Origin of the sequence: Catenulispora yoronensis (genome assembly GCF_039531695.1) — a bacterium.
GTDB lineage: Bacteria > Actinomycetota > Actinomycetes > Streptomycetales > Catenulisporaceae > Catenulispora > Catenulispora yoronensis.
Window position 1 is genome coordinate 136,511 of the sequence record NZ_BAAAQN010000020.1, and the last position, 21,491, is coordinate 158,001.

The following is a 21,491-nucleotide window of genomic DNA, read 5'->3' on the forward strand; positions in this document are numbered from 1 at the left end:
CTCCTTGCGGACCGGTCGTGCCCGTGTCGCCCTGCACTCCGGTTGCGCCCGACGTCCCTTGGGCACCGGTGGCACCAGTCGCGCCGATGTCGCCTTGTGGTCCGGTCGCACCTTGCAGGCCCTGCGGCCCTGCTGCGCCAGCGTCGCCCTGAGCACCGGTGGAGCCTGTCGCGCCGGTGATTCCTTGCAGGCCGGTGGCGCCGGTGTCGCCCTGGGCGCCGGTTGGACCTGCGGATCCGGTGGCTCCCTGACTGCCGGTCGCGCCGGTCGAGCCCTGCGATCCTTGGGTTCCGGTAGCGCCAGTGGCACCCTGGCTCCCGGGAGTGCCAGTCGCGCCTTGCAAGCCCTGCGAACCAGTTGCGCCAGTGTCGCCCTGCGCTCCGGTCGTGCCGGGCAGGCCTTGCGATCCCGCAGGACCCGTCGGCCCGGTAGTGCCCTGGGCACCGCTTGCGCCTTGTGTGCCGGTGGCGCCGGTCGCGCCCTGCAAGCCTGTCGAGCCGGTGGTGCCTTGTGCGCCAGTCGAACCTTGTGTGCCGGTGGCGCCGGTGGTTCCTGCGACGCCTTGGAAACCCTGCGGTCCTGCCGGGCCCTGGACTCCTTGCGGACCTGTGCTTCCAGCAATGCCCTGCGAACCCTCCGGTCCGGCAGGCCCGGCAGGCCCAACGGATCCGGCAGGACCTGTCGGCCCAGTAAGTCCATTCAGCCCTGTTCGTCCAGCAGGTCCAGCCGGTCCAACAGGTCCAGCCGGCCCCATCGGCCCAACCGCGCCGCGCCTCCCCGCCACACCCTGCGGCCCACGCACCAACCGCGGCGGCCCCATCACCCCCGGCCCAGGCCCCGGCCCCGGCCCCACGACTCCACCCGGCCCCGGCCCCACCCCACCCTCATCCCCCTTCCGCTCCGACGGATCCGGCGGCGGCAGATCCGGCCCCGCCCCCGGCGTCGGCCACAGCCCCGGCGTCCGAGTCGGCATCGGTGCGGACCCTGGCCCGAAACCCGCCCCCGTTCCCGTCCCCGCCCCACCATCCACCGGCGCCTGAAACCCCTGCGGCCCGATCGGCGTCGTCATCCCCATCGCATTCGCACGCAGGGCGCGGCTTACCGCTGTCGACGTCAGGGCAGCGTGGGCGTTGATGCTCGGGAGGCACACGAGGGCGCTGACCACCGGGATGATGACCGCGCGGGGGACTCGGGGCTGGGGTTGGGCTTGGGCTTGGGCTTGGGGTCGAGGGGAGTCGGGGGAGGTGTGCATCGTGTCCGTGTTCGTCTTCGCCAGCTGCGGCTGGTCAGCTCTGAAGTCGATAGACAGCATGCTGAGGTTGGTGGCTTCGGTGTGGGGGACACGCCCGGGAGGGGGGTGGGAGGTGAGAGTTTCAGCCAGATGGCGGACGGTGCGACAGGCGAGTTGTCAGCAAGCGCTGTTCGGCCTCGGTGGGTGCCAGCTCCAGCGCTGCTTGTAGGCTCTCCGCCGCCTCCGCGTCGCGTCCCAGCTTTCGCAGCAGGTCGGCGCGTGTGGCGTGCAGGAGGTAGTACCCGTCGAGGCGTCCCGATGCGGTGATTTCCTCGACTATCGGGAGGGCCGTCTCAGCACCCTGCGCCATCGATAGCGCGACCGCGCGGTTCAGCTCCACCAATGCGCTCGGCGTTACCTTCTCCAGTTCGTCATACAGCCCGACGATCTGTGCCCAGTCGGTGGTCGTGAAGGAGGGCGCGGTGGCGTGGCATGCCGCGATCGCTGCCTGGATCTGGAAGGCGCCGGCTCGACCGCGTCGCAGCGCGCGTTCGAGGACCGCCGTTCCTTCGTCGATGCGCGCGCTGTCCCACAGTGACCGGTCCTGCTCCTCCAGCGTCACCAGTTCGCCGTCGGCATCGATCCGCGAAGGCCGCCGCGCGTCCTGCAACAGCATCAACGCGAGCAAGCCCTGGGCCTCGGGCTCGTCAGGCATCAGCGCGGCCAGCACCCGCGCCAGCCGAATCGCCTCGACCCCTAGCCGCGCCTTGTGCTGCTGATCGCTATAGCCCTCGTTGTAGAGCAGATACAACACATGCAACACGCCCGGCAGCCGATCCGGCAGCAGGTGCGCCGGCGGTACCCGGAACGGGATCACCGCGTGCGCGACCTTCTGCTTGGCCCGGAAGAGGCGCTGCCCCATCGTGCGTTCCGTCACCAGGAATGCGCGCGCGATGTCCGCGGTGCTCAAGCCCGCCAGTGCGCGCAGTGTGAGTGCGACCTGCGCGTCGAGGTTCAACGCCGGGTGGCAGCATGTGAACATGAGTTCCAGGCGCTCGTCGGGGATCTCGCTGTCGCTCGTATAGCTCGGACTCGGACTGTTCGGTGGATCGGTCTCCATCGCGGCCAACTGTCGCAGCTTCGCGGCCTCCGTAGACGTCCGCCGCATGTGGTCGATCGCGCGGTTCCGCGCGGCAGTGGTGAGCCATGCCAGCGGTTGCCGGGGGACGCCTTCGGCGGGCCAGCGTCGCAGCGCCTGTGTGAAAGCGTCCTGTGCGCATTCCTCGGCCAGGTCCCAATTGCCGCCGGTGAACCGGATCATGGTCGCCACGATCCGGCTCCACCCATCGGCGTAGATCTCAGCGATGAGCTCGCGCGCCGTCTCGCTGTGCGCCGTCTTGCTGCGCGCTGTCTCGCCGCGCGTCACCTCATCACTCATCGCCTCGTCGCCCATCAGTCGTCGGTGGACAACATCAGTCGTCGTCGCCGTCCACCCAGAACGGCCGCAGCTCGATGACCCCGTTCCACGCCATCGTGTGCCGCGCCGCGACTTCCACGGCCTCGTCCAGGTCGGCGCACTCCAGCACGTCGAACCCGGCGATCAGGTCCTTCGTCTCCGCGTATGGGCCGTCGGTCAGCAGCACCTCGCCGTTGCGCACCCGGACCGTGGTCGCGTCGCTGCCCGGCCGCGTCCGGTTGCCGATCAGCCGGATCCCCTTGGCGTCGGTGTCGCGCACCCACTCCTCGATGTCGGGCGAGCCCGGGGCTTCCTCGTCCGGCAGGTCGGGGTCCACGCACACCAGCATCAGGTACTTCATCTGTCTGCTCCGTTCACTGCTCGTCGGTGGCGTCTAGCGCCGTTGGCATCTGATTGACGAACGGGCCGGCCGCATTACTACAGGCTCGCGCGAAAAATCTTCGGACGCACGCCCGAGCAGGCTAGGAGCGGCGCAGTGTCCACGGGAAGACGAACCACAGCGTGCCGAACATCACCGCCACGGCGGCGGCGACGACCGACGCGGCGGCGTGCCCGCGGATCACGTCGAGAATCAAGAAGACGGAGCAGTCGAGCGCGGCGGCCACCAGGACCAGCCCGGCTCGGGCGAGCCGGGTCGACAGCTTCACGATGCGTTGCTTCTGGCGGTGGTGGAACAGCTGACGGTGGATCGCCACGGGCGCGACGAGCACGGCGACCGAGCTCACGGACAACAGGAGCGCGGCGATGTAGACGTTCTCTTGGAGGGTCGTGAGCTGCGTGAACCGCGGCGTGAACGCGACGCCCAGCAGGAACGCGAAGATGATCTGGACACCCGTCTGGAGCACGCGCAGCTCCTGGAGGAGCTCGGTCAGGTTCCGGTCGGCGCGTTCCGCCGGGGTCTCGTCACGTGTCGACCGGTCGTGTTCGCCGCTGTGCGTGTCCATGGAGATCCCGTGCTGATCGACCGGTCGCTGTCTGGCGCTGCGTACCCGATCGTGGCGCGCGCATGCACGCGGCTCGCGACGACCAACTCGCGGCTAACGACTACCGGCTTACGACCACCGGCTCGCGACCACCACCTCGCGGCTACGACCGCGCCCCGCACTCCGAGCTGTCGAGGCCGGCGCGCGCCGACAGCTGCGCGTTCGCGTCCTCGGTGGTCGGGAAGATCTCGAACACCCTGGTCAGGCCGGTGACCTCGAAAAGCCTGGCGACTTTCGCCGGTGCAGCGGCCAGGACCAGGGCGCCTCCGCGGGCCCGGACCCGTTTCACACCGTGGACCAGCAGGCTGATCCCGGAGGAGTCCAGGAACTCCAGCCCGGCCAGGTCCAGCACGACCAGCGGTTGCTGGGCGGAGGTCGCGGAGATGAGCGGCTGGCGGAGCTGGCGGGTGCCGTCGAGGTCGAGGTCGCCGCGGGTGGTGATGACGGTGACGCCCGTGTCCGTGAGGTGCGAGTCCACGAAGAAACGGGAGTGTCGCCGGGGTGCCGGTGGGCCCACGAGGTCGTACCTCCCGTATCCGGTCCGATCGGGCTGACGGCCAATCAGGCTGACGGCTAAAGGTCTGGGTCTGGGTCTGGTGCGGTTCTGGGGTGGGACTGGTGCGGTTCTGAAGTGGTTCCGGGTGCCGTTCTGGTGTGGTTCCGATGTGGTTCCGCGTTTGGTTCCGGTTGTGGTTCCGGGCCGTGATCTGGGCCGCTTGTCCGGCTCCGCGCAACGATGTACCACAGTAGTACTACAGTGTTCTTATACCTGATAGGTTGATCACGCAACCCTGGAGCTGTTTTCACGGAGAGTGATGGGGAATGGCCGTCGGATACCGCGATATCGCAGAGCACTTCCGTAGCGGGATCCTGACCGGGCAAGTGCCCTTCGACCAGGCGTTGCCCTCCGTCCGTGAAGTGGCCCGGCGGTTCGGGGTCACCGACAAGACCGCGCACCACGGCCTGAATCAGCTCGTCCTTGAAGGGTTATCCCGGGCCACCCCGCGCGGGTTCGTCGTCACCTATCGCATCGCGGACACCGAGACGCTGCGGGTGCCGATCGACGGCGTCCGGCTGCGCGGCTTCCTGCCGGTGGACGGCGAGATCAAGGAGATCACCCTGGCCGGCCTGGCGCCGACGCCCGCCGCGATCGCCGACATGTTCGGCATCGAGGCCGGGGAGATGTCGGTGCTGCGCCAGGGGCGGATCGTCCGCCACGGCCGGTTGGTGGCCCACACCACCAGCTGGTTCCCGGCCAAGTGGGCCGAGCGCGTGCCCGAGCTGCTGACGGCCGCCTCCACGGCGCCGGGCTCGGTCGCCCGGATCGAGGCGGTGCTGGGCCATCCGACCGAGGTGACGCACGACCGGATGGAGGTCAGCGTGACCGACAAGGAAATGGCTGACCTGTTCAATGTCCCCATCAGTGATCCGGTTATGATTCGGACGACGGTCCGCCACGATCGCGACAGCGTCATCGAGTACGGTCAGGCGGTCACGCCGCGCAACGTGGTGGTGGAGAACGAATACCGGCGCCGGACCGGGCCCTGAGCGGGGTGCGGTGACCCGGGGACGGTGATCCGCTGACGATCCGCTGGAGGGCTGGTCGCGATGAGCCCTCTTGGTGTCCGTGTGTCGGTAGCGCTGGTGATCTTCGGGATGATCGGCCTGCTCGCGTGGCTGGCCTATGTCGTCGCCAGTCGCCTGCGCCGGCCGGAAGCGGGAAGCGCGGACTTCGTCGTCGTGCTCGGATCCACGCTGACCTCGGACGGCCAGGTGCCGCCGATGCTCGCGGCTCGCCTCGACAAGGCGCACGAGACCGCGGCCGCCTTGCGCGACGGCGCCGAGACCAGGCCGGTCCTGCTGGTATCCGGCGGCAAGACCCGGCGTGACGCTGTGGCCGAGGCGGGCCCGATGGCCGGATACCTGGTGGCGGCCGGCGAGAAGGCGGAAGAACTCCTTCTGGAAGACCAGTCCCTCACCACGAAGGACAACCTGCGGCTGGCGGGCAGGCTGATGGCGGAGGCCAGGCCGGACGGGTACCGGTGCGTCATCGTCACGAGCGACTACCACTGCCCCCGCGTCGCCATCCTCGCCCGCTGCGGCCGGCTGCCGGCGACGGTGGTCGGCGCGACGGCGCCGGCCCGGCAGTGGCCGAGAGCGGCGGTTCGGGATGTCGCCGCTCTCATCGTCACCTTCTGGAAGTCTTTCGCGGCGCTTGTCGCGGTCGTGGCGCTGGTCGCCGTCGTGATCTAGCACACCCCGATATCAAGCAGACCCCGGTATCCAAGGGATCCCCGGCGACCGCACAGACGCGGAGGAGCCCGCGATGTCTCAGACATCGCGGGCTCCTTCTCGATCCGTACCGGCGGCGCTGGGTCGCCGATACGGCGGCCGTCGGGACGGGGGGGTTGGTTCCGGCGGCCAGAGTCCTGATAGCCGCGATCGGGAAACCCAAACGGTCATCTGGCAGATCGTTTCAATCTCTTCCGGGGCGGGCAGCCGAACAGTTCAGCGACGGAGAGGACAGCATGCGCCCCCACCGGATCATGGTCCTGGGCGATTCCCTGGCCAGCGGGATGCAGGACGACTACACGTGGCGTTGGCGGCTGGCCGAGCACCTGCGCGGTACCGGCGTCGACGCCGAGTTCGTGGGGCCGCATAGCGGGACGTTCTCGATGTACGAGGATCCGGTTCTGCGCGCGCTGGTGGAGGGACGGGCGTTGCCCACCGGCCCGGAGGCGGCGAATCCGATGACGGGGCCCTATCGGGAGGGGCGCTTCGAGGGCGGGCACTGCGCGCGGCCCGGGTCGACGGCGCACGACGCGAAGGACTCGGTGCGTGCGCACGTCGCCACCGGCCAGCCGGAGTTCCTCTTGGTCCAGCTGGGATTCAACGATCTGGCGATGGTCGGGCCGCCCGACGTGGTGCTGCGCGACCTGGAGGCGGTGGTCGCCGAGGCCCGGGCCGCCGCGCCGGAGCTGGTCGTCCTGGTCGCCGACGTTGCCGGCACCGCGACCTGGGGCACGGAGTGGTTCCGGCAGACGATCGACGAATTCAACGAGCGGCTGCCCGGAGCGGTCGCCGAATGGTCGACGCGCGAGTCCCCGGTTGCGCTGGTGGACGTGCACAGCCGGTTCGACGCCGCCGCCGACACGTATGACGAGATCCATCCGAACGCCGCCGGCGAGCTGGTCATGGCGACCGCCTTCGCCGACGCGCTACTGGCCTTCGGCATCGGCCGGGAACCGCTCCGGCCACCCCGGGTGCGGCCGAGCGAGCTGCGACTGACCGAGCCGACGGTCACGGCGGCGAGCGGCCGGGCCGGGAGCGTCCGGCTGGAGTGGAACCGGGTGCGCGGAGCGTCCGGCTACCGGATCGCGCTGCGCGACGTGACGCTGGGACAGCCGCGCGAGGTGGGACCGATCCCGGTGCTGGGCGATCATTGGTGGGCCCGCGGGCTGACCGGCGGCCATGTCTACGAGTTCGACGTCACCGCGGCCCGGGGCGAGCGGCTCGGGCCGCGCTCGGAGCCGCTGCGGGTGACGGCGGGGGTGTGAGGTGGGTGACGGGGGCGGCGACGGCGGCGGTGATGGTGACGGCGGCGGTGAGGGCGGTGACGAGAGTGGAGGAGATGTGGGCCTGCCCGGGCTCCGCCGCGATGAACAGGGTTTCGACTCCTGCCAGGACGCGGTTCATGTGGGCCATCGGCGTCTCGTGCTCCAGGTCCCGGCCGTCGCGCACCCCGCGGATGACGACGTCGATACCGGCACGGCGGCAGTAGTCGACGAGCAGGCCGCCGGTGTGGGAATCGACCGTGACGTTTCTCATACCGGAAGCCGCTTCGCGGAGCCGGTCCAGCCGCTCACCGACAGTGAACCGGCCGCTCTTGTTCGGGTTCGCCATGACGCAGACGACGACCTCGTCGAACAGGAGCGCGGCTCGGCGGAGTATGTCTTGGTGCCCTGAGGTGACGGGATCGAAGGATCCCGGATAGAGCGCTCGCACGACCGCAAGGCTATCCGGGCGGTCGCCGCCTCAGGTGCTCGGCTTGTGAACCCTTCAGTTGCTCAAGTCCGCCGCCTCGCAGCTGCTCAGGCCCTCAACTGCGCGGCTCCTCAGCCCCTCAGATCGCCGGATCAGGCGCCGCCTCGGCAGCCGGCTCCGCGTCGGCGTCCGGCAGCGGGCCGATCACCGAGAACAAGCTCTTGACCCCGGCCAGGTCCAGGACCCGCAGCACCGGCTGGGACGGCGCCGCGAGGGCGAACCCGCAGCCGTGGCCGGCGGCTCGCTGCATGGCGTGGACCAGGACCCGCAGGCCCATCGAGTCCAGGAATGTCACTCGTGAGCAGTCCACCACCACGTCGATCGGGCCGGTCGGCCACAGTTCGTCGATGGCGGCCTGGAAGCGGCCGTGGACTGCGAGGTCGATGTCGCCGGCGACTTCGAGCACCAGAAGCCCCCCGCTCCTGCGAGCAGTGCAAGAGAACTCCATGGCGGCTCCTTGCCGTCGACGGTGTCCGGCGTCGGCCCGCCGGTGGGAAACCCACCCCAGCTTTCGGCATCCGGTCATCGCTGTCAACCGATACATGAATTATTTCTCGTGTTTTCAGCTTCGTGGGTAGGCTCGGCCCGATGGTCGTCGTGATGACCGTCGCTCGGGGCCCCCGGCGTGGTTTACCCGCGCGGTGAGTGGACATCCGGCGGACGCCGCCGGTCGGGGGAGCGGTGGCGGGCGTACTGAGATACCGGGAGAGCAAATATGGATCCTGAAATACCATCGGCGCGCACGGCTCCGGTCGTGGGACCGGAGGCGGGCCCCGTCACCGAGACCGTCCTGATCCGGGTGCCGGCCGACCCGGACTACCTGGGCGTCATCCGGTCGGCCACGGCGCACGTCGCCACCAAGCTGGGCTGCACCCTGTCCGAGGTCTCCGACCTGCGTCTGGCCGTGGACGAGGCGTGCGGCCTGCTGCTGCGCAACACGGTCCGGGACCGGCCGGGGGCCGGGGTGAACGGTGCCGACGGCGCCGGCGACCTGGAATGCCGCTTCGTCCTGGACGGCACCGGCGCCCTGCGCGTCGCGCTGAGCCTGGACGGCCGCGACGGCGCCCGCCCGGACGCCGACGAGTTCGGCTGGACCATCCTGGCGGCGCTGGTGGACGACATCGTCTGGCAGGCCGACGGGCCGACCGTCCGCGTCGAGATCCTGAAGCACCGAACGGCGGGGAGGTGATCGATGGGCACCCCTGTCGCGCCGGAGGACCGGGCCCGGGAACGGGCCGCGGCCCGGGCCGCGCTGCTGCGCCTGCGGAAGATGGCGCCGGATGACCGCGAGTACGAGAGCCTGCGCGAGTTCGTCATCGGCGAGTACATGTCCTACGCGCGCTACGTGGCCGGCAAGTTCCGGCTGCACGGCGAGTCGCTGTCCGACGTCGAGCAGGTCGCCTACCTCGGCCTGGTCAAGGCCGTGGACAACTTCGACCCCGACTACGGAACGACCTTCCTCACCTACGCCACGCCGATGATCGCCGGCGAGATCAAGCGGCACTTCCGCGACACCTCGTGGGACCTGCACGTCCCGCGCAGCATGCAGGAGCTCTCCCTGTCGGTGCGGGCCGCCGAGGAGGAGCTCACCCAGCAGCTCGGATCGCCGCCGAGCGCGGCGCAGATCGCCGCCCGGCTGAACCTGTCCGCCGACGAGGTGGCCGACGCCTACGAGGCGGTCGCCGCCCACAGCACGGCCTCCCTGGACGTCCCGGTGTCCATGTCCGACGGCGACGGCGCCAGCCTCGGGGAGCTGCTCGGTGACGAGGACCCCGGCTTCGACAAGGTCGTCGACCGCGAGGCGCTGCGGCCGCTGCTGGCCCAGCTGAGCGCGCGGGACAAGCGGATCCTGCTGATGCGCTTCTTCCGGAACATGTCGCAGGCGCAGATCGGCGAGGAGCTCGGCGTCTCGCAGATGCAGGTGTCGCGGCTGCTCTCGCGGATCCTGGCGGGCCTGCGGGAAGGGGTCGAGAGCGGACGCTGAGCCCGATCCCGGTCCGCGAGGTCGGTTTGACGAGCGGCGAAACGGTCATCCGTGGGAGACGAAGCGGTCCGGCGGGCGCGTCCGGGCCGGAGAACGAGGGAGGAGACAGCTCCATGGGCACCGTCGCCTGGATCGATCTGGAGCCGCGTGGGTTCCGCCGCTGACGCCGCGGGCGCGTTCCGCCATGACGCCTTCCTGTACGCGGGGGAGAAGCAGTTCCTGGCGGGCACGACGGCGTTCGTCCGCGGCGGGCTCGACGCCGGCGAGGCCGTCCTGGTCGCCGTCGTCGAGCCCCGCGCCTCGCTGCTCGCGGCGGCGCTGGGCGCCGACGCCGACCGGGTCGAGTTCCTGGACATGGCGAGGATCGGGCGCAACCCGGCGCGGATGCTCCCGGCCTGGCAGGACTGGGTCGACCGGCAGACCTCGGCCGGAGCGGGCGGAGCGGCCGGAGCGGCCGGCGGGCCCCGCGGTCTCCGGGGCGTCGGCGAGCCGATCTGGGCCCACCGCAGCCCGGCCGAGATCGTCGAGTGCCAGCAGCACGAGCAGCTGCTCAACACCGCCTTCGACGACGGCCCGGCGTGGTGGCTGCTGTGCCCGTACGACACCGAGGCGCTGCCCGCGCCGGTGATCGACCGGGCCCGCGACACCCACCCCGGCTACGTGGCCGGCGACGGGGACGCGTGGGAGCCGAGCACGACCTACCCCGACACCGGGTTCAGCTTCGGGGAGATGTTCGGCGGGCCGCTCGACGAGCCCGCGGTCCCGGTGTGCGAGGTCAGCTACGACGTGCAGGGCCTGCGCGAACTCCGCGGCCGGGTCTCGGACTTCGCGGAGTCGGTGCTGGGCCGCAACGGCGCGGGCAACGCGGCGTTGGTCGTCGACGAGCTGGCGACGAACAGCGTGCTGCACGGCGGGGGAGCGGGGCTGCTGCGGATGTGGCAGGAGGGCCAGACCGTGGTGTTCGAGGCCCGGGACCACGGGACCATCGTCGATCCGCTGGTCGGACGGCGGCGGCCGGTCGGCTCGGCGACGGGGCGGGCCGGGCTGTGGATCGTCAACCAGCTGTGCGACCTGCTTCAGATCCGGTCGGATCCGGACCGCGGGACGGTGGTGCGGGCGCACCTCGCAGGAGGCTGAGTCGAGTCGCGGGGCGGCGACCGGAAACGCGTCCGGGAACACGTCGGCTCGTGAACTCATGAACTCATCAATTCGTGAACTCGTGAATGATTTCGCGGCCGGAGACCAATCCCGGACCGCCGGCCCGCCGAATACCGACTATGAGACGTATCGGCACGGCAGTCCGCCACCCCTTCCGGGTTCTTCGCTCGGTGCTTCCCGGCGCGGCGATCGGGCTGATCACGGCCGCGCTGGCGGTGGGTGTCGGTGAACTGGCGGCGGTGTGGTCCGGGCCGAACACGGCGCCGGCCATCGCGGTCGGCTCGGCGGCCATCGATCTGACGCCGACGCCGTTGAAGGAGTTCGCCGTCCGCAACTTCGGCACGAGCGACAAACTCGTGCTGCTGACCGGGATCTACACCACGCTCGGCGCGATTGCCGTGGCCGCCGGGATCCTGGCGATGCGGCGACCGGTCGTCGGCCTGGTGCTGGTCGCGCTGTTCGGCTTCGTCGGCGCGTGGGCGGCGCTTTCGCGACCGGCGGCACGGTTCGGCGACGTGTGGCCGTCGGTGCTGGCCGCGCTCGCGGGTGTGGGGGCGATGGCGCTGCTGGTGGGGAGTGCGCAGGCTGCGAGGATGCCGGTTCCGGCGTCCGGTGACGATGAACTGGAAGCCAAGCGATCGGACGCCGAGGCTCTGGAGCCCAAGGATCCGGAGGCCAAGGATCCCGAGGCCATTCAGCCTTCCCTCGCCTCGCACTTGCCGCCCTGGGCCCGCGACCGCCGTGGCTTCATCGCCCTCGCTGCCGGAACCGCCGGAGCGGCCGCGCTGACCGGACTGACCGGGCGCACAATGGTGAACCAGCGCTACAACGTGGCGCTGAAGCGTTCCCGCGTAAGGATTCCAGCGCCTTCGCGGCTCGCCCCGGCGCTGCCCGCCGACGTCCATCCGAACGTCGCGGGACTCTCCAGCTTCATGACCTCGAACTCTGATTTCTACCGCGTCGACACCGCTCTGGTGCTGCCCCAGGTCGATCCGGACGCTTGGACCCTGCGCATCCGCGGCCTGGTCGACCGCCCCTTGGAGCTCTCCTTCGCCGACCTGTTGGCCCGGCCGCTCGTGGAGCACGACCAGACGCTGTCCTGCGTGTCGAACGAGGTCGGCGGCCCCTACGTCGGCACCGCGCGCTGGATCGGCGCCTCGCTCGCCGATCTGCTGCGGGAGGCGGGAGTGCGGCGCGGGGCGGACCAGCTGGTCGGCCGTTCGGTCGACGGGATGACCATCGGCACGCCGGTGGAATCAGTGCTCGACGGTCGCACCGGGCTGCTCGCGGTGGCGATGAACGGGGAGCCGCTGCCCGTCGCCCACGGTTTCCCCTGCCGGATGCTGGTCCCCGGCTTCTTCGGCTACGCCTCCGCCACCAAATGGCTGGTCGACCTGGAGCTCACCACGTTCGCCGACTACGACCCCTACTGGGTGCGGCGCGGCTGGTCCCGGCTCGGGCCGGTGAAGACCGCCTCGCGCATCGACGTGCCCAAGCCGTTCGCGCATGTCGCGGCCGGACCGGTGACCGCCGCCGGCGTCGCCTGGGCCACGCACCGCGGCATCGACGCCGTCGAAGTGCGCTGCGACGCCGGGCCGTGGCGCCTCGCGGCCCTGACTCCCTCCGACAGCCCGGACACGTGGCGGCAGTGGACCTGCGAGCTCGACCTCGCGGCCGGGCTGCACCGCCTGGAGGTCCGGGCCACCGACGCCTCCGGCGCCGTGCAGCCCGAGGCGCGCGCCGACACCTTTCCCGACGGCGCGACGGGATGGCACTCGGTCGTGATCACAGCGGACTGACCAGCCCGGACTGGGCTTCGGACTGCGTTCCGGAGTGGCTTCCGAACCGGATTCCCAACCGCCTTCCGGACAGCGCTCGCGGATTACCTCAGATCCCGACCAATCCGGATCCGTACCGGCGCCGAATACCTCGGGAAGCAAGGCCCAGACATCCGAAAAACAAGGAGCTGATCATGGTCGCAGTGCGGAGCAAGACGGTGGCCGCCCTGGTGTGCTCGGCGGCGATCGCCGCGGGCGCCAGCGCGTGCAGCAGCAGCAATTCGAGCAAGTCCACGGCGATGCCGACGTCGGCCTCGACCACCCAGGCCGTCGGGAGCAGCTCGAACAGCACCGGCAGTACCAGCGGCATGAGCAGTTCGAGCAGCTCGCCGAGCATGACCGGCGCGGCCGCCGCCGCGCCGTTCGGCGCCGCCTGCTCGGCCGTCCCGGCCAGCGGCGCGGGCAGCTTCACCGGCATGGCCGCCGACCCGGTCGGCACCGCCGCCTCGAACAACCCGGTGCTGTCCACGCTGGTCACCGCGGTGAAGACGGCCGGACTGGTCGACACGCTCAACTCCGCGCAGGGTGTCACGGTGTTCGCGCCGACCAACGACGCGTTCGCCAAGATCCCCGCCGACACGCTGAACGCCGTGCTGGCCGACAAGGCCAAGCTCACCAAGATCCTGACCTACCACGTGGTGGCCGGCCGCCTGACCCCGGACCAGCTGGCCGGGACCCACGCCACCCTGGAGGGCGGCAAGGTCACCGTCACCGGCTCCGGCGAGTCGTTCAAGGTCGGCGACGCCAACGTGGTCTGCGGCAACGTGCAGACGGCGAACGCCACCGTCTACATCGTCGACTCGGTGCTGATGCCGCCGGCGAGCTGAGCGCCGACGGCGAGCTGAGCGCCGACGACCGGCTACGCATGCGCTCCCAGCCTTCCCGGGCGAGGATGGGACGCATGGAGCCGGTCGAAGCCCTGCGGCAGATCGCCTTCCTCCTCGAATGGAGCGGCGCCTCCCAGTACCGGGTGCGCGCCTTCCACACGGCGGCCGACGCCATCCGCGATCTGCCGCCGGGCCCGGTGGAGGCCGCGCGGATCGAGCGGCGGCCCGGGGTCGGGCCGGTGACGGCCGTGGTGATCGCGCAGGCGTCGCACGGCGCCGTCCCGGACTACCTGGGCCGCCTGGAATCCGAGGCCGATCCCGCCGCCGCTGCCGGGTGGGCGATGGCGGTCGCCAGCAAGGGCGACTGCCACATGCACTCCGACTGGTCGGACGGCGGTACCCCGATCCAGGAAATGGCCGCGGCGGCGCGCGCCCTGGGCCATCAGTGGACGGTGCTGACCGATCACTCGCCGCGGCTGACGATCGCGAACGGGCTGAGCCCGGAACGGCTCCGGCAGCAGCTGGATGTGGTCGCGGAGTCGAACGCCCGTGCGGAGCCGGGCTTCCAGCTGCTGACCGGCATCGAGTGCGACATCCTGGAGGACGGATCGCTCGACCAGGAGGAGGAGCTGCTCGCCCGGCTCGACCTGGTGGTCGCGTCGGTCCACTCCAAACTCCGTTCGGAGTCGGGCCCGATGACCGCGCGGATGCTGGCCGCGGTGCGCAACCCCCAGGTCGACGTGCTCGGCCACTGCACGGGCCGCATGGTCTCCGGTCCGCGGCGCCGACCGCAGTCCGCGTTCGACGCGCGGGCGGTGTTCGCGGCCTGCGCCGAGTCCGGGACCGCCGTGGAGATCAACTGCCGGCCCGAGCGCCGCGACCCGCCGGACGATCTGCTGATGCTGGCCGCCGAAGCGGGTTGCCTGTTCGCGGTGGACACCGATGCGCACGCTCCCGAGCAGCTGCAATGGCAGTCCTCGGGCTATGCGCGCGCCGCCCGGATCGGCTTGGGGGAGGACCGGCTGATCACCACATGGCCGCTGGAGCGACTCCGGCGGTGGACCGGTCGGCCTCGGGCGTAGCCCTGGCCTGGCGCTCGTCCTGATGAGCGCCAGACCAGGGCATGCAAAACCCGGAATCCAAGCCGCGGCCTACAGACCGGGACATACAACGGGACATACAACGGGACACACAACGGGACATATAAGCGGGCTGCGATGGGTCAGCCGATCCGGACCGTCATCCGGCGACGCTGACCTGGACCTGGCCGTTGGCTTCGAGAACCCAGCCTGCGGACAGGCCGCCCTCCTTCGCGTAGACGTTGTTGCTGTTATCGAGCACTGCGATCAGAGGACCGAAGGCCGGATCGCTGGCGACGGCGATCTGCTTCTGGCCGGTGGTCTCCAAGACCCAGCCTGCTGACAGGCCGCCGTCCTTCGCGTAGACGCTGCCGTTGGTGGCCAGAACCGCGATCAGCGGACCGTTGGCGGCGTCGCTCGCGACGGCGACATGGCTGATGCCGCCGGCTTCGAGGACCCAGCCTGCCGACACGCCGCCCTCCTTCGCGTAGACGTTGCCGCTACCGTCGAGCACCGCGATCAGCGCGCCGTTGACGGGATCGCTGGCGACGTCGACCTGCGTCTTGGCCGTGGTCTCCAGGACCCAGCCCGCCGACAGGCCGCCCTGCTTGGCGTAGACGTTGCCGTTGGTGCCCAGGACGGCGAGCAATGCACCGTGCGTGCGGTCGCTGGCGACGCTGATCTGGGCGACGCCGGTGGTCTCCAGGACCCAGCCTGCGGACAGGCTGCCTTCCTTCGCGTAGAAGTTGCCGTTGGTACCCAGGACACCGATCAGCGGTCCGTTGACCGGATCGCTGGCGACCGCGATCTGGGCGACGCCGGTGGTCTCCAGGACCCAGCCTGCTGACAGGCCGCCTTCCTTCGCGTAGAAGTTGCCGTCGGTGCGTAGGACGCCGATCAGTGGACCATTGACGGGATCGCTGGCGACCGCGACCTGCGAGATTCCGCTGGTCTCGGTGACCCAGCCGGCGGACAGGCCGCCCTGTTTGGCGTGGACGGTGCCATTGCCGTCGAGCACTGCGATGAGCGGCGGCGTGCCCTCGCCGAACGCGGTCAGGCCGTTCGGGGTGCCCAGGCCGGTCGGTCCGTCGTACCCGGCCTGCGCGGTGCAGAGGTAGGCCGGGCTGCACGAGCCGTCGCTGCCGGTGGTGACGTCGTTGAGGGCGGAGGCGTGGGCGTAGAGGGAGGACGCCGGGTACGACCCCGCGGCCGGAGTGCCCGCCAGCGCGTATACGGACGCGATGATCGGGGAGGAGGCGCTGGTGCCGCCGACCTCGAGCCAGCCGTGCTGGTCGTAGCTGTCGTACACGGCCACCCCGGTGGCCGGGTCGGCGACCGCCGACACGTCGTTGTTCGTTCGCGAGCCGCAGCCGGAGTCGGTCTGCCAAGCAGGCTTCGGCTCGAACGCCGAACAGCCCGACCCGGTGCCGCTCCACGCCGACTCGGCCCAGCCGCGCCCGGTGGACGCCGCGCTCAGCGACGTGCCGCCGACCGCCACGACGTGCGGCGAGGCGGCCGGGAACTCCACGCCGTAGCCGGAGTCGCCCGCCGACGCGGTGATCACCACGCCCGGGTGGTTGTAATACGCCGAGTCGGCGCTCGTCTCGCCCGCGTACTCCGAGCCGCCGTAGCTGTTGGTGACGTACTTCGCGCCCAGGCCGACCGCGCTGTTGACCGTGGTGCCCAGGTCGGCGGTGGTCGGGGAGTTCGCCTCCACCAGCAGGATGCGGCAGTTCGGGCAGATGGCGGACACCATGTCGATGTCCAGCGATTCCTCGGTGGCCCATCCCGTGGTCCCCGACGCCGTCGGCAGCGGGGACGCGGCGCCGTTCTGGTTGACCTTGGTCAGGCAGCCCGCGCCGGTGGAGCCGTCGCAGGCCGGCAGGCCCCAGGCGGTGCGATAGGCCGCCAGGTCCGCGACGGCGTTGGGGTCGTCGTAGGCGTCCACGATGGCGACCGTCTGACCCGCGCCGCCCGAAGCGGACGGCAGGTTGTAAGCACTCTGCAAGCTGGACGGACCGTAGCCGACGCCGGACGGCGCCTGCGCGGGGGCCAGGAGGGCGCCGGTCTTCTGTGTGACGTCGGTGCGCACGAGGGTCAGGCACGCTGCGACACCCGACTTCGTTGGCGTGGCGCATGCGCGCTTTACCGCAGGGTTCGAAGACGTCTGGAACGCTGCTCGGTTCGGCTGCGCGGCCGTCGCTTGTGCCGCCGGGATGAACATGGACCAGACCAGAGCCACGGCGGAGACGAGCGACAGGGTACGGATAAGCCCGAGGGACCAGGATGGACGGGAGCGAATCAGTGGCATGGTTCCACTGTGTGCCGCCGACTATTCGGGTTGGTTTAGCAAAGTCTTAGGACCAGGTCCTAAGAACAGGTCGGGCCATACGATCGGGCTGGGCCGTCAGGTCCCTTACTCGCGGCACGACTTCCTCACCGACCCGCAGTGCCTCCTCCAGATGCGGATACCCGGAGAGTACGAACTCGTCGATACCGAGTGCGCGGTACTCGGCGAGCCGCTCGGCGACCTCGTCGTGCGAGCCCACCAGCGCCGTGCCCGCGCCCTCCCGGACCAGCCCGATGCCGGCCCACAGGTTGGGCGACACTTCGAGCGAGCCCCGGTCGGTGCCGCCGCCGTGCAGCGCGGTCTGGCGGGCCTGTCCCACCGACTCCATGGCCGCGAAGCGCTCCTGGCTGGCCCGCACCGCTGCCGGGTCGAGCGTGTCGAGGATCCGATCGGCCTCGGCCCAGGCCTGCTGCGCGGTGTCCCGGGTGATGACGTGCAGCCGGAGGCCGAAGCGCACCGTCCGGCCCTGTTCGGCGGCCAGGGCCCGGACCCGCTCGATCCGCTGTCCAACCGCCGCCGGGGGCTCGCCCCACAGCAGCTGGACATCGGCCTGGCGGGCCGCCACCTGCTCCGCGGCCGGGCTCGCCCCGCCGAAGTAGAGCGGCACGGGATGCTCGACCGCCGGATCGACGAGCCGGGCGCCTTCCAGCCGCAGCGCTCCGCCGTCGCCGGCCGCCTCCTTGCCTTCCAGCAGGTCGCGGAGCACCGCCATCAGGTGTCCGGTCCGGGTGTAGCGCTCGTCGTGCGGCAGGTGGTCGCCGTAGGCGCGCTGCTCGGCCGCGTCGCCGCCGGTGACCACGTTCAACCGCAGCCGCCCGTCGGCGAACCGGCGGAACGCGTCGGCCTGCTGCGCCACCAGCGTCGGACTGGCCAGCCCGGCCCGGAACGCGACCAGGAACCCGATCCGCGAGGTGTGCTGGGTCAGCGCCGAGCAGAGGATCCACGGGTCGACGCACCCCAGCCCCACCGGAGCCAGCAACGCGCCGAAACCGGCCTGCTCCGCGGCCCGCGCCACCTGGCCGAGGTAGCCGATGTCGGCCGGACGCCGGGTCGCGGCCCGCGTCCGCCCCTGCACGGCGGTGACGCCGCCCGGGTCGCGGCCGTCGCCGCCGGTGGGCAGGAACCAGTGGAACTCCGGTTCGGGCCGGGGAGCGGGAGCGTGAGCCTGAGCGGGAACGGAAGCGGGAGCCTGAGCGTCGGCCTGGGCAAGCGGGTCAGCGGACATGGGCGACCTCATGGGTGGGTGGCATGGCACGTCCATGCTGGCGGGCCCGGCCATCGGCGGACAATCCGGTCTCGACTGGTGGTATTCCCATCGGTTTGCTGGGAAACGACACCGCCGCGTCAAGGACGCACAGTCGCTCCTGCCTCTGGTTAGGTTGCGCCTATGACAGAACTCGCTGACTTCGCCCGGGTCGCCGCCAAGGACTGCGGGCTTTGCATTGCCTCCACGCTGCGGCCCGACGGCACGATCCACTCCTCGCTCGTCAACGCCGGTGTGCTCGGCCATCCCGTGCTCGGCCACGACGTGGCGGCGTACGTCGCCATCGGCGGCAGCCGGAAACTGGTGCACCTGCGCCAGCGGCCGCAGGGCACGCTGACGGCGCGGGCCGGGCTGGAATGGGCCAGCGTGGACGGGGAGGTGGAGATCATCGGCCCGGACGATCCCCGTCCCGGGGTCGACGCCGAGGGCCTGCGGCTGCTGCTGCGGGCGATCTTCACTGCCGCCGGCGGGACGCACGACGACTGGCCGACGTACGACCGCGTCATGGCCGAGGAGCGCCGGGCCGCCGTCCTGATCACCCCGAAGCGCGTCTACTCCAACTCCTGACCGCTTCCGCGGTGGTTCGCGATCTACAGTGTCCTCCATGAACGCCGACAATTTCCGCAGGTTCGCGCCCATGGCGGCGGCCGACGCCTCGCCGCTCTACGCGGCGCTGGCCGAGCAGGCCGCCGACGACGCGCGGCTGCGGGCGGTGTTCGAGGGGCCGGAACCGGGCTCGGCGGACGATCGGCCTGTGACACTGGCTTTCGCCGCCATGCACAGAGTGCTCGCGGACCACCCGGACGACGCGCTGGCCGCCTACTACGCGTCGCTCGGCGGCGATCGTGCGCCGGACGCGGAGCTGGCCAAGGCGTTCGAGGCGTTCGTGTTCGACCACCGGGACCGGATCGAGACGCTGCTGGCCACCGCGGACCTCCAGAGCAACGAGCCGCTCCGGGCCGCGCAGCTGCGGCCGGCGTTCGGATGGGCGCAGGCCGGGCTGGGGCGGGCCCTGGGCCTGATCGAGGTCGGCACGAGCGCCGGCCTGCTGCTGCATCCGGAGCGCTACGGCTACGAGTACGTCTTTGGCGACGGCTCGGTGCTGGAGCGGCCACCCGCGGCCGGCAGCGACCCCCGGGACGACGTCGTAGGACCGGTCCTGCGGTGCGAGATGCGTGGGGCCGCGACCGCAAAGGCGCTCGCGCCGCTGATCGCCAAGGACCTGCGTATCTCCTCGCGAGTCGGTCTCGACCTGAACCCGCTGAACCCGGCCGACGCCGAGAACCGGGCCTGGCTGCGCGCCCAGGTCTGGCCCGAGGAGGCCGACCGCCGGGCCCGCCTGGACGCGGCGCTCGCCATGGCGGTCCGCTACCCGGCGCGGCTGCGCAAGGGCGACGCGGTCGCGATCCTTCCGGCGGCGGTCGGGACGGTGTCGGCGCCCGCGGTGCCGTGCGTCTTCGTGTCGAACACTTTGGCGCACTTCGACGCCGACGGCCGGGCTGCCTTCGTCGAGCTCATCAGGGCTCTGGGAGCGCGGCAGGACCTGGTGCTGATCGTTAAGGAGCCTGATTCGGTCGGCCTGGGGCTGTTCGCCCCACGCGCGGTGGCGGATCCGGCCGTACCTGGCGTCGAGACGCTGGGAGCCGTCCTCTACCAGGCCGGTCGCGAGCGGTGCTTCTCGCTCGGCACGGCCGGGCCGCGCGGCGCCTGGCTGGATTGGGCCCCCGCCATGCTGTGACCGGGGGCCGTCGCGCGAGGGTGAGCGGCTGCGGCTACCAGAGGTATCCGTCCACGGGAACGGGCTTCGCCGGGCGCTCTCGCACGTCCACAAGTTCGAGCAGGTCGCGTTCGAGGTTGGTGGCCAGGGCGGTGATCGGCACGTCCTGCGTCCGGTTGGCGAACGGCTCCTCCGTGGAGGCGCCCACGCGTTCGACCATCCGGAAGAACAGCGCGATCAGCAGCGCCGACGGGATGACCAGCCAGCGGTAGGACGTCAGGGCGCTGATGGCTGCGAACGGGAACACGACGATATAGCAATGGACGAACATCCGGGTGACATAGTCGTGCGGGCGCGGGATCGGCGTCGTGCTCATCCGCTCGGCCAGCGCCTGCTGCGTGGACAGCCCCGCCAGCGCCGTCTCCATCTGGAAGTTGTCCAGACCGGTCAGGATGCCGGCGGCGTACCCCCGGAATATGGCCTGGCTCTGCAACCGGGCCAGCACGGTCGCCCGGTTGTCGGCGGCCAGGACCAAGGACGCTTCGTCGGCCGGCAGCAGCCGCGCGAGCTCGGCGTCGGGATCCTGGCCGCGCAGCTGCCGGGCCAGGCTGTGGGCCCAGGCCGCCTGGCGGTTGGCGAGGTCGCGCTGCCAGAGGTGGACGGTGTCGGGGTCGATCGAGGGGTCGGCGAGCTTCGCGTCGGTGATGGTCCGCGCGACCCGGATCAGCGTCCGGGATTGGCCGGTGAGCTGCGCCCAGATGGTGCTCGCTTCCCACCACCGCTGGTAGGCGGTCGTGGCGCGGAAGGCAAGGAGGATGGCCAGCGCGGTGCCCATGACGGTCGCCAGCAGCGAGGGCAGCGCGAGCCAGTGCACGCCGCCACGGTCTATCAGCAGATACGCCGCCGTGGCGCTGCCCACGGCGAGCAGAGAGTCGAACCAGACGAATGGCAGAGTCCTGCGGATATGGAAGCTCTCTTTGACAATCACCGGGACATGGTACGAGGGCTATCTCTGAAGGGGATTCCCGATAGGGGCCCTAATCGGACGTGGCACATCAGTAGCCTGGTTTGACTGGCGCCGGGGCTTTCGTGCTCTGCGATCCTCTGTCCTGGTTGGGGGTGGTGTGGGTTGTTGGGTGTGGTGTTTGTGCATGGGTTGGGTTCGTCGGCGGGGATGTGGGATGGGTTCGGGGCGTTGTTGGCTGGGGATGGGGGGTTGTCGGGGGTGGTGGGGGAGCCGGTGTCGCGGTTTGAGTATGCGTCGGGGAGGGTGCAGGGGTTGGTGGGTGTGTTGCCGTCGATTGCGACGGTGGCGGATAGTTTGAAGTTGTTTTTGGAGGTGGAGGCGGGGGGTTTTGAGGGGTTGGTGTTGGTGGGTCATGGGGTGGGTGGGTTGGTGGTTCAGCGGTGGTTGGTGCGGATGTTGGCGGAGGGTCGGGGTCGGGAGTTGGTGCGGATCAGGCGGGTGGTGTTGTTGGCGACGCCGACGTTGGGTTCGGATGTGGTGTCGTGTCTTGGCAGGGTGCTGGTTCGTGGGAA

Annotated in this window: 20 protein-coding genes; 11 read left to right on the plus strand and 9 right to left on the minus strand. The window is 70.7% G+C overall.

From position 1 onward, the window contains the following. Positions 1 to 1,373 precede the first annotated feature (1,373 nt). The 4 genes from ABD481_RS18645 to ABD481_RS18660 all read right to left on the minus strand — a co-directional run bounded on the left by ABD481_RS18645 (position 1,374) and on the right by ABD481_RS18660 (position 4,169). Positions 1,374 to 2,684: an RNA polymerase sigma factor gene (locus tag ABD481_RS18645; protein ID WP_344666955.1), complete on the minus strand. Its 1,311-nt coding sequence runs from the start codon at positions 2,682 to 2,684 to the stop codon at positions 1,374 to 1,376. Positions 2,685 to 2,703: 19 nt separating this feature from the next. After that, complete coding sequence (locus ABD481_RS18650; RefSeq protein WP_344666956.1) at positions 2,704 to 3,048, minus strand: YciI family protein; 345 nt, start codon at positions 3,046 to 3,048, stop codon at positions 2,704 to 2,706. 121 nt (positions 3,049 to 3,169) lie between these two features. After that, positions 3,170 to 3,652 (minus strand): DUF6328 family protein, encoded by a 483-nt coding sequence (locus tag ABD481_RS18655; RefSeq protein ID WP_344666957.1) that lies wholly within the window; start codon positions 3,650 to 3,652, stop codon positions 3,170 to 3,172. A 142-nt stretch (positions 3,653 to 3,794) separates the two neighbouring features. Next, positions 3,795 to 4,169 carry an STAS domain-containing protein gene (locus tag ABD481_RS18660; protein WP_344666958.1) on the minus strand — a complete coding sequence of 125 codons (375 nt, stop codon included), beginning with the start codon at positions 4,167 to 4,169 and terminating at the stop codon, positions 3,795 to 3,797. A 344-nt stretch (positions 4,170 to 4,513) separates the two neighbouring features. Between ABD481_RS18660 and ABD481_RS18665 the strand changes: the two genes are divergently transcribed. The 3 genes from ABD481_RS18665 (at position 4,514) to ABD481_RS18675 (ending at position 7,248) form a co-directional block, all read left to right on the plus strand. Then, positions 4,514 to 5,239, plus strand: coding sequence for a UTRA domain-containing protein (locus ABD481_RS18665; protein WP_344666959.1), 726 nt, complete (start codon positions 4,514 to 4,516; stop codon positions 5,237 to 5,239). A gap of 81 nt (positions 5,240 to 5,320) precedes the next feature. Next, positions 5,321 to 5,944: a YdcF family protein gene (locus ABD481_RS18670; RefSeq protein WP_344666960.1), complete on the plus strand. Its 624-nt coding sequence runs from the start codon at positions 5,321 to 5,323 to the stop codon at positions 5,942 to 5,944. A 275-nt stretch (positions 5,945 to 6,219) separates the two neighbouring features. Beyond that, positions 6,220 to 7,248, plus strand: a complete 1,029-nt coding sequence (locus ABD481_RS18675) for a GDSL-type esterase/lipase family protein (RefSeq protein WP_344666961.1) — start codon at positions 6,220 to 6,222, stop codon at positions 7,246 to 7,248. On the opposite strand, the gene coaD is transcribed toward ABD481_RS18675, so the two are convergent. Next, positions 7,181 to 7,696, minus strand: coding sequence for a pantetheine-phosphate adenylyltransferase (gene coaD / locus ABD481_RS18680; protein WP_344666962.1), 516 nt, complete (start codon positions 7,694 to 7,696; stop codon positions 7,181 to 7,183). The genes ABD481_RS18675 and coaD overlap by 68 nt on opposite strands. A 118-nt stretch (positions 7,697 to 7,814) precedes the next feature. Then, complete coding sequence (locus ABD481_RS18685) at positions 7,815 to 8,183, minus strand: STAS domain-containing protein (protein WP_344666963.1); 369 nt, start codon at positions 8,181 to 8,183, stop codon at positions 7,815 to 7,817. 267 nt (positions 8,184 to 8,450) lie between these two features. Between ABD481_RS18685 and ABD481_RS18690 the strand changes: the two genes are divergently transcribed. From ABD481_RS18690 to ABD481_RS18715, 6 genes are all read left to right on the plus strand, one after another. Then, positions 8,451 to 8,924, plus strand: coding sequence for an ATP-binding protein (locus tag ABD481_RS18690; RefSeq protein WP_344666964.1), 474 nt, complete (start codon positions 8,451 to 8,453; stop codon positions 8,922 to 8,924). A gap of 3 nt (positions 8,925 to 8,927) precedes the next feature. After that, positions 8,928 to 9,719, plus strand: a complete 792-nt coding sequence (locus tag ABD481_RS18695; protein WP_344666965.1) for a SigB/SigF/SigG family RNA polymerase sigma factor — start codon at positions 8,928 to 8,930, stop codon at positions 9,717 to 9,719. 147 nt (positions 9,720 to 9,866) lie between these two features. Further along, positions 9,867 to 10,856, plus strand: a complete 990-nt coding sequence (locus ABD481_RS18700; protein WP_344666966.1) for an anti-sigma factor RsbA family regulatory protein — start codon at positions 9,867 to 9,869, stop codon at positions 10,854 to 10,856. A gap of 140 nt (positions 10,857 to 10,996) precedes the next feature. After that, complete coding sequence (locus tag ABD481_RS18705) at positions 10,997 to 12,676, plus strand: molybdopterin-dependent oxidoreductase (RefSeq protein ID WP_344666967.1); 1,680 nt, start codon at positions 10,997 to 10,999, stop codon at positions 12,674 to 12,676. Between the two features lie 173 nt (positions 12,677 to 12,849). After that, on the plus strand, positions 12,850 to 13,542 hold the full coding sequence (locus tag ABD481_RS18710; RefSeq protein WP_344666968.1) for a fasciclin domain-containing protein: 693 nt from the start codon (positions 12,850 to 12,852) through the stop codon (positions 13,540 to 13,542). Between the two features lie 74 nt (positions 13,543 to 13,616). Beyond that, complete coding sequence (locus ABD481_RS18715) at positions 13,617 to 14,624, plus strand: PHP domain-containing protein (protein WP_344666969.1); 1,008 nt, start codon at positions 13,617 to 13,619, stop codon at positions 14,622 to 14,624. A gap of 157 nt (positions 14,625 to 14,781) precedes the next feature. On the opposite strand, the gene ABD481_RS18720 is transcribed toward ABD481_RS18715, so the two are convergent. Both ABD481_RS18720 and ABD481_RS18725 read right to left on the minus strand, forming a co-directional pair. Next, on the minus strand, positions 14,782 to 16,713 hold the full coding sequence (locus ABD481_RS18720) for a S53 family peptidase (protein ID WP_425559211.1): 1,932 nt from the start codon (positions 16,711 to 16,713) through the stop codon (positions 14,782 to 14,784). Positions 16,714 to 16,978: 265 nt separating this feature from the next. After that, positions 16,979 to 18,196 (minus strand): LLM class flavin-dependent oxidoreductase, encoded by a 1,218-nt coding sequence (locus tag ABD481_RS18725; RefSeq protein ID WP_344666970.1) that lies wholly within the window; start codon positions 18,194 to 18,196, stop codon positions 16,979 to 16,981. Between the two features lie 162 nt (positions 18,197 to 18,358). Between ABD481_RS18725 and ABD481_RS18730 the strand changes: the two genes are divergently transcribed. Both ABD481_RS18730 and ABD481_RS18735 read left to right on the plus strand, forming a co-directional pair. Beyond that, on the plus strand, positions 18,359 to 18,802 hold the full coding sequence (locus ABD481_RS18730; protein WP_344666971.1) for a pyridoxamine 5'-phosphate oxidase family protein: 444 nt from the start codon (positions 18,359 to 18,361) through the stop codon (positions 18,800 to 18,802). A gap of 37 nt (positions 18,803 to 18,839) precedes the next feature. Beyond that, a complete protein-coding gene (locus ABD481_RS18735; protein WP_344666972.1) occupies positions 18,840 to 19,973 on the plus strand; it encodes a DUF2332 domain-containing protein in 1,134 nt (377 codons plus the stop codon). Positions 19,974 to 20,007: 34 nt separating this feature from the next. Here ABD481_RS18735 and ABD481_RS18740 read toward each other — a convergent pair whose 3' ends face one another. Beyond that, positions 20,008 to 20,940 carry a bestrophin family protein gene (locus ABD481_RS18740; RefSeq protein WP_344666973.1) on the minus strand — a complete coding sequence of 311 codons (933 nt, stop codon included), beginning with the start codon at positions 20,938 to 20,940 and terminating at the stop codon, positions 20,008 to 20,010. Between the last annotated feature and the right edge of the window lie 551 nt (positions 20,941 to 21,491).